The organism is Pseudomonas sp. PDM04, from assembly GCF_014851765.1.
Taxonomy (GTDB): Bacteria; Pseudomonadota; Gammaproteobacteria; order Pseudomonadales; family Pseudomonadaceae; genus Aquipseudomonas.
Genome location: NZ_JACVAI010000008.1, coordinates 237325 through 250343 on the forward strand (window position 1 = coordinate 237325; position 13019 = coordinate 250343).

General features: G+C 63.8%; 16 protein-coding genes. 4 read left to right on the forward strand and 12 right to left on the reverse strand.

Annotation, left to right across the window (positions count from 1 at the left end):
- Positions 1-17 precede the first annotated feature (17 nt).
- On the forward strand, positions 18-1901 hold the full coding sequence (locus IB249_RS27700; RefSeq protein ID WP_192309271.1) for a TonB-dependent receptor domain-containing protein: 1884 nt from the start codon (positions 18-20) through the stop codon (positions 1899-1901).
- Between the two features lie 109 nt (positions 1902-2010).
- Here IB249_RS27700 and IB249_RS27705 read toward each other — a convergent pair whose 3' ends face one another.
- From IB249_RS27705 to nrdR, 12 genes are all read right to left on the reverse strand, one after another.
- Entirely contained in the window at positions 2011-2811 is an 801-nt protein-coding gene (locus IB249_RS27705; protein WP_192309273.1) for a cobalamin-binding protein, read from the reverse strand.
- Entirely contained in the window at positions 2811-3230 is a 420-nt protein-coding gene (locus IB249_RS27710) for an MFS transporter (RefSeq protein WP_192309275.1), read from the reverse strand. The genes IB249_RS27705 and IB249_RS27710 overlap by 1 nt, the downstream gene beginning before the upstream one ends.
- Positions 3227-3844 (reverse strand): GTP cyclohydrolase II, encoded by a 618-nt coding sequence (gene ribA, locus IB249_RS27715; RefSeq protein ID WP_192309277.1) that lies wholly within the window; start codon positions 3842-3844, stop codon positions 3227-3229. Before ribA ends, IB249_RS27710 begins: the two co-directional genes overlap by 4 nt.
- 217 nt (positions 3845-4061) lie before the next feature.
- Positions 4062-4799: a substrate-binding periplasmic protein gene (locus tag IB249_RS27720; protein WP_192309279.1), complete on the reverse strand. Its 738-nt coding sequence runs from the start codon at positions 4797-4799 to the stop codon at positions 4062-4064.
- 21 nt (positions 4800-4820) lie between these two features.
- A complete protein-coding gene (locus tag IB249_RS27725) occupies positions 4821-5324 on the reverse strand; it encodes a phosphatidylglycerophosphatase A (protein ID WP_192309281.1) in 504 nt (167 codons plus the stop codon).
- Positions 5321-6286 (reverse strand): thiamine-phosphate kinase, encoded by a 966-nt coding sequence (gene thiL / locus IB249_RS27730; protein ID WP_192309283.1) that lies wholly within the window; start codon positions 6284-6286, stop codon positions 5321-5323. Before thiL ends, IB249_RS27725 begins: the two co-directional genes overlap by 4 nt.
- An 18-nt stretch (positions 6287-6304) precedes the next feature.
- Positions 6305-6805, reverse strand: coding sequence for a transcription antitermination factor NusB (nusB, locus tag IB249_RS27735; RefSeq protein WP_192309285.1), 501 nt, complete (start codon positions 6803-6805; stop codon positions 6305-6307).
- Positions 6802-7278 (reverse strand): 6,7-dimethyl-8-ribityllumazine synthase, encoded by a 477-nt coding sequence (ribE, locus tag IB249_RS27740; RefSeq protein ID WP_003228649.1) that lies wholly within the window; start codon positions 7276-7278, stop codon positions 6802-6804. The genes nusB and ribE overlap by 4 nt, the downstream gene beginning before the upstream one ends.
- A 91-nt stretch (positions 7279-7369) precedes the next feature.
- Positions 7370-8461 carry a bifunctional 3,4-dihydroxy-2-butanone-4-phosphate synthase/GTP cyclohydrolase II gene (gene ribBA / locus IB249_RS27745; protein ID WP_192309287.1) on the reverse strand — a complete coding sequence of 364 codons (1092 nt, stop codon included), beginning with the start codon at positions 8459-8461 and terminating at the stop codon, positions 7370-7372.
- 16 nt (positions 8462-8477) lie between these two features.
- On the reverse strand, positions 8478-9155 hold the full coding sequence (locus tag IB249_RS27750; protein WP_192309289.1) for a riboflavin synthase: 678 nt from the start codon (positions 9153-9155) through the stop codon (positions 8478-8480).
- A 45-nt stretch (positions 9156-9200) separates the two neighbouring features.
- Positions 9201-10334, reverse strand: a complete 1134-nt coding sequence (gene ribD / locus IB249_RS27755; RefSeq protein WP_192309291.1) for a bifunctional diaminohydroxyphosphoribosylaminopyrimidine deaminase/5-amino-6-(5-phosphoribosylamino)uracil reductase RibD — start codon at positions 10332-10334, stop codon at positions 9201-9203.
- Positions 10331-10795: a transcriptional regulator NrdR gene (gene nrdR / locus IB249_RS27760; RefSeq protein WP_192309293.1), complete on the reverse strand. Its 465-nt coding sequence runs from the start codon at positions 10793-10795 to the stop codon at positions 10331-10333. The genes ribD and nrdR overlap by 4 nt, the downstream gene beginning before the upstream one ends.
- Before the next feature lie 127 nt (positions 10796-10922).
- Between nrdR and IB249_RS27765 the strand changes: the two genes are divergently transcribed.
- From IB249_RS27765 to trxA, 3 genes are all read left to right on the forward strand, one after another.
- Positions 10923-11387 (forward strand): YbaY family lipoprotein, encoded by a 465-nt coding sequence (locus tag IB249_RS27765; protein ID WP_192309295.1) that lies wholly within the window; start codon positions 10923-10925, stop codon positions 11385-11387.
- Positions 11384-12052, forward strand: a complete 669-nt coding sequence (locus IB249_RS27770; protein WP_192309297.1) for a class I SAM-dependent methyltransferase — start codon at positions 11384-11386, stop codon at positions 12050-12052. Before IB249_RS27765 ends, IB249_RS27770 begins: the two co-directional genes overlap by 4 nt.
- 90 nt (positions 12053-12142) lie before the next feature.
- Positions 12143-13015: a thioredoxin gene (gene trxA / locus IB249_RS27775; RefSeq protein ID WP_192309299.1), complete on the forward strand. Its 873-nt coding sequence runs from the start codon at positions 12143-12145 to the stop codon at positions 13013-13015.
- The last annotated feature ends 4 nt before the right edge of the window (positions 13016-13019 follow it).

Here is a 13019-nt window from a genome sequence, read left to right on the forward strand (position 1 = left end):
GCTCCAATGGACCGCCAATGAACCTCTCCCGCCTGGCCCTGACGCTGGCCCTCCTGCCGTCCACCCCACTCCTGGCCGACACTTTCGAACGTGACCAGGCGCTCAAGCTCCCCGATGTGCTGATCAGTGCCAACCGCCAGGTCGAAGCGCGCAACGACAGCAGTGCCGCCAATACCGTGTTCACCCGCGAAGACATCGACCGCCTGCAACCGGGCAGTGTCACCGACCTGCTGCGCCGTGTGCCGGGCGTGCAGGTCGGGCAAACCGGTGGGCGCGGCAGCCTGCCCGGGATCTATACTCGCGGCACCAAGTCGGCGCAGAGCCTGGTGCTGGTGGACGGTCAGCGCATCGGCAACTCGACCTCCGGCGACAGCAACCTGCAACACATCAACATCGAACAGGTCGAGCGCGTGGAAGTGCTGCGCGGTTCCCGCTCGGTGATTTATGGCAGCGATGCGATTGGCGGGGTGATCCAGATCTTCACCCGACGCGGTGCCGAACAAGGCTTGCAACCCCGCCTGCACATCGGCCTTGGCAGCAACCAGACGTGGGAGCGCAGCCTCGGCGTGTCCGGTGGCGACGAGCAAACCCGCTTCAACCTCGGTGCGAGCCACGATGAAACGGCGGGTATCGACCGCACCCACGAGTCGTATCCGAGCGACGGCGATCATGACGAGTACCGCAATCAATCCCTCAGCCTGAGCCTGAGCCACGCCTTCGACGACGACCTGGAGGTCGGCGCCAACCTGCTGGATAACCGTGGCAAGAGCGCGTTCGACAACCCGTTTGGCCGCTTTGACCCGACCACCTTCGAATCGGTCCAGCAGCGGCCCTACAACCGCTTCACTGTCAGCGGCCTCAGCAGTTACCTCGACGCGCGAGTCAACCCGCGCTGGAAAACCCGCCTCGAGATCGGTCACAGCGAAAACCGCGAGAAGACCCTCGACACGCTCAGCGACGAGCGCAGTGTTTTCAACACCTACCGCGACTCGCTGAACTGGCAGAACGACCTGACCCTCGACGCGCGCAACAGCCTGATCCTGGGTGGCGACTGGTACGAAGACCGGGTCAACAGCAGCACCGCCTTCGATGAAGACAGCCGCTGGAACCGTGCGGCGTTCGTGCAACATCGCTTCGAGGCCGACCGTTTCTCCACGGAGCTGGGCCTGCGCCGCGACCAGAACCAGCAGTTCGGCAGCCAGAACAGTTGGAGCGGCACCTTCACCCTGCCGTTGAATCCGGACAATGATTTGCTGCTGACCTACAGCGAGGGCTTTCGCGCCCCGACCTTCAACGACCTGTACTACCCGGATTTCAGCAACCCGGACCTGAAACCGGAAACGTCGAAAAGCTACGAGCTGCAATGGCGCAGTCAACTGACCGACACCAGCCGCCTCGAAGCCTCGCTGTACCGCACCGACCTCAAGGACGCGATCATCTTCGGCAGCAACGACCGCCCGCAGAACGTCGCCTCGGCGCGGATCAACGGCGTTGAAGCGGCATTGAAGCAGGAACTGTTCGGCTGGCAGAGCACCCTCGGGGTGGCGATCATCGACCCGCGCGACCGCGACAGCGGCCACACCCTGGCCCGCCGTGCGCGACGTACCCTGAGCCTGGACCTGGACCGGCAGTTCGATCGTCTGGGCCTCGGCGCCAGCTGGCAGGCGGTGAGCAGCAGCTATGACGATGAGAACAATCGCCAGCCGCTGGGTGGCTATGCGCTGCTGGGTTTGCGCAGCCGCTGGGCGTTGAATCCCGAAGTGTCGCTGGAGCTGAAGGTGGACAACCTGTTGGACAAGGGTTACAGCCGGGCGCTGTACAGCCATGACGGCAATCAGTACGGGTATCGCGAAGAGGGCCGGGCGTGGATGTTCGGGGTGACCTGGAGCCCGGAGCTCTAGTGTCGAATCAGCGGCGTTTGAACTGACCCTATCGCGAGCAGGCTCGCTCCCACAGGTCATGCATAAATCCTGTGGGAGCGAGCCTGCTCGCGATAGGCCCGCCGCGGTCTCAACGGTCCGGCGCTATCACCTCACACAACCTGGCCACCGCCTCCACCATCTGCCCGCTCGGCCGCTCCAGCCCCTTGTCCGTCACCCAGCGCAATTGCCCCTGCGCCACCGCCGCCACGTTCGGCCACGCCTTCCACGCGTCGAGCTGCGCCCGCTCACTGGCGACGATCACCTCGGGATTACGCTGCAACACGGCTTCGAGACTGACCTGCGGCGCTGGCAGTGTCAGGTCGGCGAACACGTTGCGCGCCCCGCACACTGCTAACGCGTCGCTGATGATTTGTCCGCCGCCCACGGTGTAGAGCGGTCGATCCCAGACCTGATAGAAGACCCGCAACGGCTCATCGCGACGGTAACGCTGGCGCAGGGCCGCCAGGCGCTCGCGTAGATCGCTGGCCCATGCAATGCCGCGCTCGGGCCGACCAAGTTGCGCGGCGATGGCTTCGATTTGCGCGGTGAGTTGTTCAAGGCTGTGCGGTTCGGCGACATAGGTGGGAATGCCCAGGCGCTGCAGTTGGTCGCGCTGGGCCGGGCTGACGCTGCCGGGCCAGAGCAACAGCAAATCGGGTTGCAGGCTCAGCAGGCGCTCGATGTCCAACTGGCCGTAGCGACCAACGGACGGCAGGTTCTTGAGTTCGTCCGGGCGCTCGCCGGCGTCCAGCACCCCCACGAGCAGGTCGGCCGAACCCAGTTCGACCACGATTTCGGACAGCGATGGCGCGAGACTGACCACACGCCCGGCCGCACCGGCCACCCCGCCGACGGCCAGCAGCAGGATCGCCAGCCAGACACGCGACATCAGCTGAGTTGACGCGGGATACGGTAGAGGTAGAACAGCACGGCGGTCGATATCGCCAACAGCACCAACGGCACCGCTTCAAGCCCCACGAACACCGCCAGTGCACCGATCCAGGCGGGTAACCCGGCAGCGAGGAACGCCGCACGACGACGGGCCGCCAGGGTAATCCAGGCGGCAGGTTCTTCAGGCGTATCGAGGGCTTTGCCGGTGGCGATCAGCGCATGCTTGTAGCGATGGAAAAACTTCAGGCTGACAAACATGGAGGCCACGCCGGCAATGAACATCGGCATCGCCAGCACCGGCAGAATCGGCTCGCTGGTGCCGAACACGCCGTTGATCACGAACAACGGCAACAAGGCCAGCGCCAGGTATTGCCACCAGCTGACGGAGAGTCGACGCCGCACTTGACCTCGGGTCACGCCGGATCGACCTCGCCCTGGTGCTCGTTACCCATCATGTGGTCGAGCTTTCTGGCCTTGGTCGCCAGGTAGAGCTTGTTGTGTGGGTTGTGCCCGGTGTGCAACGGCACGCGCTCGGAAACCACGATGCCCATGTCGGTCAAGGCTTTGACCTTGCGTGGGTTGTTGGTCATCAGGCGCAGGGATTTGACCCCCATGTGTTGCAGCATCGGCAGGCACATGGCGTAGTCACGCTGATCGGCAGCAAAACCCAGGCGCTCGTTGGCTTCAACGGTGTCCGCGCCGCCATCCTGCAATTCGTAGGCGCGGATCTTGTTCAGCAGACCAATGCCACGGCCTTCCTGGCGCAAGTACAGCAACACGCCACGGCCTTCACGGGCGATGGCCCGCAGGGCGGCTTCGAGTTGCGAACCGCAGTCGCAACGCTGGCTGAACAGGGCATCGCCGGTCAGGCACTCGGAGTGCAATCGGCCAAGCACCGGGGCGCCGTCGTCGAACTCACCCAGACTCAGTACGACATGCTCGCGCCCGCTCTCTTCATCGAGAAAACCGTGCATGGTGAATTGCGCAAAAGGCATGGGCAGCTTGCAAGCGGCGACAAAAACGACGGACACCGGGGTGCTCCTGATCTAGGGGTACTGGAGTTTCGCAGACGCGGCATTGTAACAGCACGTTCCGGGAGACGCTCAGGCTGAATTGTGGGACATAACGATCTAAAAGTTGGATGACAGCCCCTGTGGGAGCGAACCTGCTCGCGATTGCGGTGCTTCATTCAACCTGCCTGTCGCTGAAACACCTCACATCGCGAGCAGGCTACCCCACTGAGCGCAGTCAATTCGAATCAAACGGATAAGGCTGTTTCCAGCGTTCGAAGATCGGTCTCAACTGGCCGCTTTTGACCAACAGTTCCATACGCTGGTCGAACAGCGCCATCAATTTGCGCGCCTTGGGGTTGTCGGCAAAGCACAGGTACAGCGGCAGTTCGGCGATGTGCGTGCGGCGGAACTGGGCAGGGTCCCTGGCCCGGCGAATCACGTAGTCCACCTCGGTCAGCGCATCGATGTAATAGTCGGCGCGGTCGTGCAGCAGCATCGACAGGATGCCGGTGCGCCGCACAACTTCGTTATAGCGGGTAATGTTGGGCAGGTAATCCTGGTAGTCGTAGCCACGCACCCAGGCCAGCCGATAATTGCCCAGCGTCTGCGCCGTCGGCACCGGACTGCTGGCCAGGCCCAGGGCATAGATGTGGTCGGTGTCGAAATTCCAGTGCGGGTACAGCAGATCGCTGGTTTCATCGCGATAGGCGCCGACACAGGCATCCACTTCGCCGCGTTGCGCCAGCCCGATGGAGCGGGTATACGGCTCGGTGCGGATGTCCAGCTTGACGCCGACCGGCTCGAAGACTTCCCGCAGCACATCCCATCCCAGGCCGTGACCGTCCGCGGCGGTGTAATCTTCCCAGTCTTCACTGGCCAGGTGGATAACCGAGGGGGCAGGCTCGGCCTCCCCCGCCTGGGCAAGCGCGCCAAACATTGCCAAAACCGTCACCGCCAACCAGCGTCGAACCATCCCAGTCCCCTGCTTCGCCACTCAGGCGAAAATCCATACCAATCCTTGCATCGCCAGCCACGCAAACACCCCGGCCAGTACATCGTCGAGCATGATCCCGACGCCCCCGTGCACATGCCGGTCGATCCAGCGGATCGGCCAGGGCTTGAGAATGTCGAAGAAACGGAACACGACAAAACCCGCGAGCAACCAGTACCAGCCTTCCGGCACCAGCCACAGGGTGATCCACATGCCGACCATTTCGTCCCAGACGATCCCTTCGTGGTCGTGTACCCGCAGATCGTCGGCCACCTTGCCGCATAGCCAGAAGCCGAACAGCATGGTGACGCCCAGCATCAACCAGTACCCCCAGTCGGGCAACATCTGCCACAACGGAATGAAGGGTAGCGCAACTAACGAACCCCAGGTGCCAGGCGCCTTAGGCAAGGTGCCCGAACCGAAGCCGAATGCCAGGAAATGCCAGGGATTGCGCCAGACCGATGGCGGCACGAATTCCGCCGGAACCTGCTTGGGATGATCTGTCACGGTGTCTCCCGAAAATGTTGATAGCCCCGCGTTGGCGGGGTGATGTCCTGCCCGTCGGTGTCGCGCAACACCACGCCCTGCCCCGGGACCACTTGCCCGATCACATGAACGGGCCAACCTTCTGCCAGCAGACGAGGCCACTCGACGGATGGCAGGGTGAAGGCCAGCACGTAATCATCGCCGCCGCTCAGGGCGGCTTCTTCGGCGCCGGATTGGCCGAGCAGGGCCACCAGAGCGTCCGACAGCGGCAACCGGTGCCGTTCGACCTCGATACCGACCTTCGACGCCAGCGCGATATGCCCGCAATCGGCAAGCAGGCCATCGGAGATGTCCAGCGCCGCAGTGGCCCTGCCGCGCAGCGCCTGGCCCAGCGCGAGTTGAGGTTGTGGCGACCAGTAATGCGCCAGCAGCGGGTCGGCGATTGCGGCGGGCGCCGTACGCTTCCCCAGCACCAGCGGCAAGGCGCCTGCGGCATTGCCCAACTCGCCGCCGACGCACAACAGATCGCCCACCCGCGCGCCGCTGCGGGTCAGCGCACTGCCGGCCGGCACGCGACCGAATACGGTCACGGTCAGGCTCAACGGCCCGCGAGTGGTGTCGCCACCCACCAAGGCCACGCCGCACTGCTGGGCCATCAGGTTCAAACCACGGGCATAGGCTTGCAGCCAATCGGCAGTCACCGTCGGCAAGGTCAGGGCAAGGGTAAAGGCAACGGGCGTGGCGCCCATGGCCGCCAGATCACTGACGGCCACGGCCAGCGAGCGCTGGCCGAGCAGAAACGGCTCGCAGGGGTCGGAGAAATGCACACCGGCCACCAGGGTGTCGGTGGAAACCGCCAACTGCTCCCCCACGGGAACAGCGAGCAAGGCGCAGTCATCGCCGATCCCCAGCGCAACGCCTTCGCCGCCCTGCGCGCAAGGCGCGGCGGCGAAGAAGTGGCGGATCAGCTCAAACTCGCCCATCGCAGACTCAAGCGCCAATCAGCGCTTGAACGCCTTCACTTCGGCTTCACGCAGACGCGGGGCCAGCTTGTCGAGCACACCATTGACGAATTTGTGGCCGTCGGTGGAACCGAAGACTTTCGCCAGCTCGATCCCTTCGTTGATCACAACGCGGTACGGCACGTCGACACGCTCCAGCAGTTCCCAGGTGGACAGGCGCAACACCGCCAGTTCCACCGGGTCCAGCTCTTCGATGGCCAGATCCAGGCAAGGCTTGAGGGCCGTGTCGATCTTGTCCTTCTGCGCCGGCACCCCGTGGAGGATTTCCCGGAAGTAAGCGCCATCGACATCGGTGAAATCGTTATCGACCCGGAACTGCGCTTCGATCTCGTTCAGCGACTGCTTGGCCATGTGCCATTGATACAGCGCCTGCGTCGCGAGCTGACGGGCTTCGCGACGCTTGACGCTTTTCGATGGCTTGCCGGCATCCGCAGGCTTTGGATCGCGCGGGTTGAAACGATCGCTATCGTCGCTAATCACTTGGCCTCCAACTGCGCCAGCAGGCTGACCATTTCCAGAGCGGACAGGGCAGCTTCAGCACCTTTGTTGCCGGCCTTGGTGCCGGAACGTTCGATGGCCTGCTCGATGGAATCGACGGTCAGGACGCCGAAAGCGACCGGTACGCCAAACTCCATGGACACCTGGGCCAGGCCCTTGGTGCATTCACCCGCCACGTATTCGAAGTGCGGAGTACCGCCACGAATGACTGCGCCCAGGGCGATGATTGCCGCGAACTCGCCTTTCTGAGCGACTTTCTGCGCAACCAGCGGGATTTCGAAGGCGCCCGGTGCGCGGATGATGGTGATGTCGCTTTCGCTCACGCCATGGCGAACCAGGGCATCAACGGCACCGCTGACCAGGCTTTCAACGACGAAGCTGTTGAAACGGCCCACTACCAGAGCGTAGCGGCCTTTAGGGGCGATGAAGGTACCTTCGATGGTCTTCAGGGTCATTCGTCAGTTCTCTTAAAGAGCCGGGACGCGTCTGCTACGCGTCCCTCAGTGATTTATTTGCCGCGAATTCAGGGCCGGGAACAACCGGTCATTATTCGGAGGGCACGTATTCTACAACTTCCAGATCGAAACCGGATATCGCATTGAATTTCATCGGTGCGCTCATCAGGCGCATTTTGCGCACGCCCAGGTCCCGAAGGATCTGCGAACCGGCACCGACCGTGCTGTAGGTGGTCGGCTTTTTCACCGCCACGTGATCGCCGGTTTCACGGATATGCGCCAGCAACACGTCGCCATCGAGCGGGTGACCGAGCAACAGCACCACGCCGCTGCCGGCCTCGGCCACTGCGGACATGGCGGCGCGCAGGCTCCAGCGACCGGGCTGCTTGACCATCAACAGGTCCCGCAGCGGGTCCATGTTGTGCACCCGCACCAGGGTCGGCTCTTCGGCGCAGACCGTGCCCAGGGTCAGGGCCATGTGCACGTCGCCTTCCACGGAATCACGATAGGTCACCAGGTTGAATTGGCCCAGTTCGCTGTCCAGCGGCTGCTCGGCAATCCGCTGAACGGTACGTTCGTGGATCATCCGGTAGTGAATCAGGTCGGCGATGGTGCCGATCTTGATGTTGTGCTCGGCAGCGAAAGCTTCCAGTTCGGCGCGACGGGACATGGTGCCGTCGTCGTTCATCACTTCGCAGATCACCCCGCTCGGCTCGAAACCGGCCATGCGCGCCAGGTCGCAGGCAGCTTCGGTGTGGCCGGCACGGGCCAGGGTGCCGCCGGCCTGGGCCATCAGCGGGAAAATGTGGCCCGGGCTGACGATGTCTTCAGCCTTGGCATCTTTCGCGGCGGCGGCCTGCACGGTGCGCGCCCGGTCGGCGGCGGAGATGCCGGTGGTCACGCCGGTGGCCGCTTCGATCGACACGGTGAACTTGGTGCCGAAACCGGAACCGTTGCGTGGCGCCATCAGCGGCAACTTGAGCAGCTCGCAGCGCTCGCGGCTCATCGGCATGCAGATCAGGCCGCGGGCGTGCTTGGCCATGAAGTTGATGTGTTCGGCCTGGCAGCACTCGGCGGCCATGATCAGGTCGCCTTCGTTCTCGCGGTCTTCGTCATCCATGAGGATGACCATCTTGCCTTGGCGGATGTCTTCAACCAGTTCTTCGATGCTATTGAGCGCCACAAGGCACCCCCTTGGGTCAGGATTTGAGGTAGCCGTTTTGGGCCAGAAAGCTTTCGGTAATGGTGCTGCCAGGCTTTTGTGAGGAGCCAGACTCGGCCGCCTTGTCGCCCAGCAGCAGACGCTCCAGGTAACGGGCCAACAGGTCGACTTCCAGGTTCACCCGGCGACCTGGCTGGTACGACGCCATGATGGTTTCGCTGAGGGTGTGCGGAATGATGGTCAGCAGGAACTCGGCGCCATCGACCGCGTTCACCGTCAGGCTGGTGCCGTCGACGGTGATCGAGCCTTTGTGGGCGATGTATCTGGCCAGTTCTTTCGGGGCGCGGATGCGGAACTCCACGGCACGCGCGTTCTCGGTACGGGCAACCACTTCGCCCACGCCATCGACGTGACCGCTGACCAGATGCCCGCCAAGGCGAGTGGTCGGGGTCAGGGCTTTTTCCAGGTTGACCGGGCTGCCGCTTTTCAGGTCGTTCATGGCGGTGCAGTCGAGGGTTTCGCGACTGACGTCCGCCGCAAAGCCATTGCCAGGCAATTCGACGGCGGTCAGGCACACGCCGTTGACCGCGATGCTGTCACCCAGCTTGACGTCGCTCAGGTCGAGCTTGCCGGTTTCTACGTGTACCCGCACATCTCCGCCTTTTGGGGTCAATGCACGAATACTGCCGATGGATTCGATGATGCCGGTAAACATGGAGTCCTCCTCGAGAACAGGGCCGTCGTGTGGCGCAGCCCGGGATTATACGCTCGCCTTCGGTGCAGGAATGGCAGTGACTCGCCAGTCATCGCCAACCGCGCGAATGTCAGTGATTTTGAGCTCGGGCGCATCCTTCAGGTGCTCCAGCGGCCAGTCCAGCAACGGCCTGGCCGAAGAACCGAGAAACTTGCCGGCAATGAATATCTGGAATTCGTCCACCAACCCCTGCTGCGCAAAGGCACCCGCCAGGCGCGGGCCGGCCTCGACCAGCACCTCGTTGACCCCGCGATGGGCCAGTTCCACCAGCAACTCACGCAAGTCGACCTGGCCATCGCCGCCCGCCACGATCAGGCACTCCGGACCGTTGGCGTATTGTTCCTCGACGGCCATGCAAGTGGCGACCAGCGCCGGGCCTGCCCTGAAGAACGGAGCATCGAGCGGCACGCGCAGGCGGCCATCGATCAGCACGCGCAACGGTGGACGGCTCATGGCCAGCGCGGTTTGCCCGGCATCCAGGCCCAATTCGTCGGGGCGGACGGTCAAACGGGCGCCATCGGCGAGCACCGTGTCGGCACCGGTCAGCACCACGCTGGCCTGGGCCCGCAGGCGTTGGACCGCCGAACGCGCCGCCGGGCCGGTGATCCATTGGCTCTCACCGTTTTCCATCGCCGTGCGGCCGTCGAGGCTCATGGCCAACTTGACCCGCACGAACGGCAGACCGTGCTCCATGCGCTTCAGGAAACCCTGATTGAGCAGACGCGCCTCGCCCTCCAGCACCCCGCTTTGAACCGCGATACCGGCCTCGGCCAGACGTTGCAGGCCGCGCCCGCCGACCGACGGGTTGGGGTCCTGCATCGCCGCGACCACGCGGGCGACCCCGGCATTGACCAGCGCGTCGGCGCAGGGCGGTGTGCGGCCGTGGTGACTGCAGGGCTCGAGGGTCACGTAAGCGGTGGCGCCCCGGGCCAGGTCGCCGGCAGCACGCAGCGCGTGGACTTCGGCGTGGGGTTCGCCGGCGCGCTCATGCCAGCCTTCGCCGACGATCTGCCCGTCACGCACGATCACGCAGCCGACCCGCGGGTTGGGGTGGGTGGTGTAATGGCCCTTGCGCGCCAGTTCCAGGGCACGGGCCATGTAATGGGCGTCGAGGATGGCCTGCTCGGCGGGTGCGCTCATTCTTTCTCCGGCTCACGGGCCAGGCGATCGATCTCTTCGCGGAACTCGTTGAGGTCCTGGAAGCGGCGATACACCGAGGCGAAACGGATGTAGGCGACTTCGTCGAGTTTTTTCAGCTCGGCCATCACCAGCTCACCGACCACGAGGGATTTGACCTCGCGCTCGCCGGTGGCGCGCAGTTTGTGTTTGATGTGCACCAGCGACGATTCGAGGCGCTCGACACTCACCGGGCGCTTCTCCAGCGCCCGCTGCATGCCGGCGCGGAGTTTTTCTTCGTCGAACGGCTGGCGACTGCCGTCGGTTTTGATCAGGCGCGGCAACACCAGTTCAGCGGTTTCGAACGTCGTGAAACGCTCACCGCAGGCCAGGCATTCGCGCCGGCGGCGCACCTGTTCGCCCTCGGCGACCAGACGCGAGTCGATGACCTTGGTGTCGTTGGCACCGCAGAAGGGACAGTGCATGGTGGCAGGCAACAAAAAAAGGGAGGGCCATGGTAGCGCATCCCGGTGGCAAGACAAGCCATAGGGTTTGCGGTATACAGACTGACAATCGTGTCTATTCATGGATTTCACCTTGCTGGAGCCGCAAATGTCCCTAAAACCGCTCGTACTGCTCAGTGTTTTCAGCTTGCTGGTGGCCTGCGGCAGCGACGCCCCCAAGCCCCAGCCCCCCACGCCCGGGCCCGCCCCGGAGACGGCGCAGAAGAAAGCCCGGCAGTCGACCGAGCTGGGCCCGCTGCCCGTTTACCAGCGGGAATTGAGCGGCACCCTGCAAGGCGTGCCCCAGGGCGCCGAAGTCGAACTGGCGCTGCTGGTGATCGACGAAAAGGACCGTCCGCAGCAATTGCTCGCCAGTTCCAGCCTGATCGGCACCAATCAATTGTTGCCGTTTCACCTGCGTTTCAACCCCGAGTCCTTCCCCGCCGGGGCCCGGGTCGAATTGCGCGGTCGCGCCAGCCAGTCCGGCCAACTGATCCTGCACCTGCCTTCGCAGCTCATCACCCAACCGACGACCCAGGCCCTTGGTCAGCTGCAATTTGTCAAAGCACCATGATTGCACCGCTCGACCTGCAACAGCCATTGAGTGAGCTGTTGGGCGATGCCCGGCTGGTGGTGTGCGAGTTGCCGGGCACCGAACTCAAGCTCTGGCTGATCGACGGTGAACGCATGGACCGCGCGTTCAGCCCGGAAGAAACCCGGCGGATTCTGCACGAGCCGCCGTACTGGAGTTTCTGCTGGGCCAGCGGCCTGGCGGTTGCCCGCTATCTCGCCGAGTTCCCGCAGTGGGTCGAGGGCAAGCGCGTACTGGATTTCGGCGCAGGCTCCGGGGTCGCGGCGATTGCTGCGGCGAAGGCCGGTGCGCTGCAGGTGGTGGCCTGCGACCTGGACCCGCTGGCGCTGGCCGCGTGTCGGGCGAACGCAGCACTCAACGACGTGCACCTGGACTACTCGGCGGACTTTTTTGCCGAGGCTGATCGTTTCGACCTGATCCTGGTGGCCGACGTGTTGTACGACCGGGCGAACCTGCCACTGCTCGATGAATTTTTGAGTCGCGGCCAGGAAGCGCTGGTGGCCGATTCGCGGGTCAGGGATTTTCGTCACCCGATGTATCGGCGCATCGAGACGCTCGAAGCCATGACCTTGCCGGATCTGGCGGAGCCGGAAGAGTTCCGGCATGTGAGCCTGTATCACGCCCGGCGTCAGTTGAAGACTTCCTGACAGGCAACACAGCTCTCAACCGCGCTCTGCTTTCAGGCACACCCCGCCAGGTCGTATAGTGCCCCTATTCACGCTTCCAAGAGATCCCCCATGAGTCAGGAAACGCCCTACATCTTCGACGCCACGACCGCCGACTTCGAGCAGTCGGTGATCGAGAACTCCTTCCACAAACCGGTACTGGTGGATTTCTGGGCCGAATGGTGTGCGCCCTGCAAAGTGCTGATGCCCATGCTGCAGACCATCGCCGAGAGCTATCAGGGCGAGTTGCTGCTGGCCAAGGTCAACTGCGATGTCGAGCAGGACATCGTCGCCCGTTTCGGCATTCGCAGCCTGCCAACCGTGGTGCTGTTCAAGGATGGTCAGCCCGTCGACGGCTTTGCCGGCGCGCAACCGGAGTCGGCCGTACGGGCGCTGCTCGAGCCGCACGTGCAAATGCCGCCACCGGCTGCGGCCGATCCGCTGGAACAGGCGCAGGCGTTGTTCGACGAGAGCCGTTTCGCCGACGCCGAAGCCGTGCTCACCGTGCTGCTGGGTGAAGACAACAGCAACGCCGGGGCGCTGATTCTCTATGCCCGCTGCCTGACCGAGCGCGGCGAACTGGGTGAAGCGCAGACCGTTCTCGATGCGGTGAAAAGCGATGAACACAAAGCGGCCCTGGCGGGTGCGAAAGCGCAGATTCAGTTTCTTGGCCAGGCCAAGGACCTGCCGGATGCCGCCGACCTGAAGGCACGCCTGGCGAAGAACCCGCAGGACGATGAAGGGGTGTATCAACTGGCGATCCAGCAACTGGCCCGTCAGCAGTACGATGCGGCGCTGGATGCGCTGCTCAAGCTGTTCATCCGCAACCGCAGCTACAGCGAAGGCTTGCCGCACAAGACCTTGCTGCAAGTGTTCGAACTGCTGGGCAATGACCACCCGCTGGTGACCACCTACCGCCGCAAGTTGTTTGCCGCGCTGTACTGACCGC

Bases quoted from the DNA above. Each gene is read 5' to 3' on its own strand.
- IB249_RS27700 (WP_192309271.1), top strand. From the start codon at position 18: ATGAACCTCTCCCGCCTGGCCCTGACGCTGGCCCTCCTGCCGTCCACC.
- IB249_RS27705 (WP_192309273.1), bottom strand. From the start codon at position 2,811: ATGTCGCGTGTCTGGCTGGCGATCCTGCTGCTGGCCGTCGGCGGGGTG.
- IB249_RS27720 (WP_192309279.1), bottom strand. From the start codon at position 4,799: ATGGTTCGACGCTGGTTGGCGGTGACGGTTTTGGCAATGTTTGGCGCG.
- thiL (WP_192309283.1), bottom strand. From the start codon at position 6,286: ATGGGCGAGTTTGAGCTGATCCGCCACTTCTTCGCCGCCGCGCCTTGC.
- ribE (WP_003228649.1), bottom strand. From the start codon at position 7,278: ATGACCCTGAAGACCATCGAAGGTACCTTCATCGCCCCTAAAGGCCGC.
- IB249_RS27750 (WP_192309289.1), bottom strand. From the start codon at position 9,155: ATGTTTACCGGCATCATCGAATCCATCGGCAGTATTCGTGCATTGACC.
- ribD (WP_192309291.1), bottom strand. From the start codon at position 10,334: ATGAGCGCACCCGCCGAGCAGGCCATCCTCGACGCCCATTACATGGCC.
- nrdR (WP_192309293.1), bottom strand. From the start codon at position 10,795: ATGCACTGTCCCTTCTGCGGTGCCAACGACACCAAGGTCATCGACTCG.
- IB249_RS27765 (WP_192309295.1), top strand. From the start codon at position 10,923: ATGTCCCTAAAACCGCTCGTACTGCTCAGTGTTTTCAGCTTGCTGGTG.
- IB249_RS27770 (WP_192309297.1), top strand. From the start codon at position 11,384: ATGATTGCACCGCTCGACCTGCAACAGCCATTGAGTGAGCTGTTGGGC.
- trxA (WP_192309299.1), top strand. From the start codon at position 12,143: ATGAGTCAGGAAACGCCCTACATCTTCGACGCCACGACCGCCGACTTC.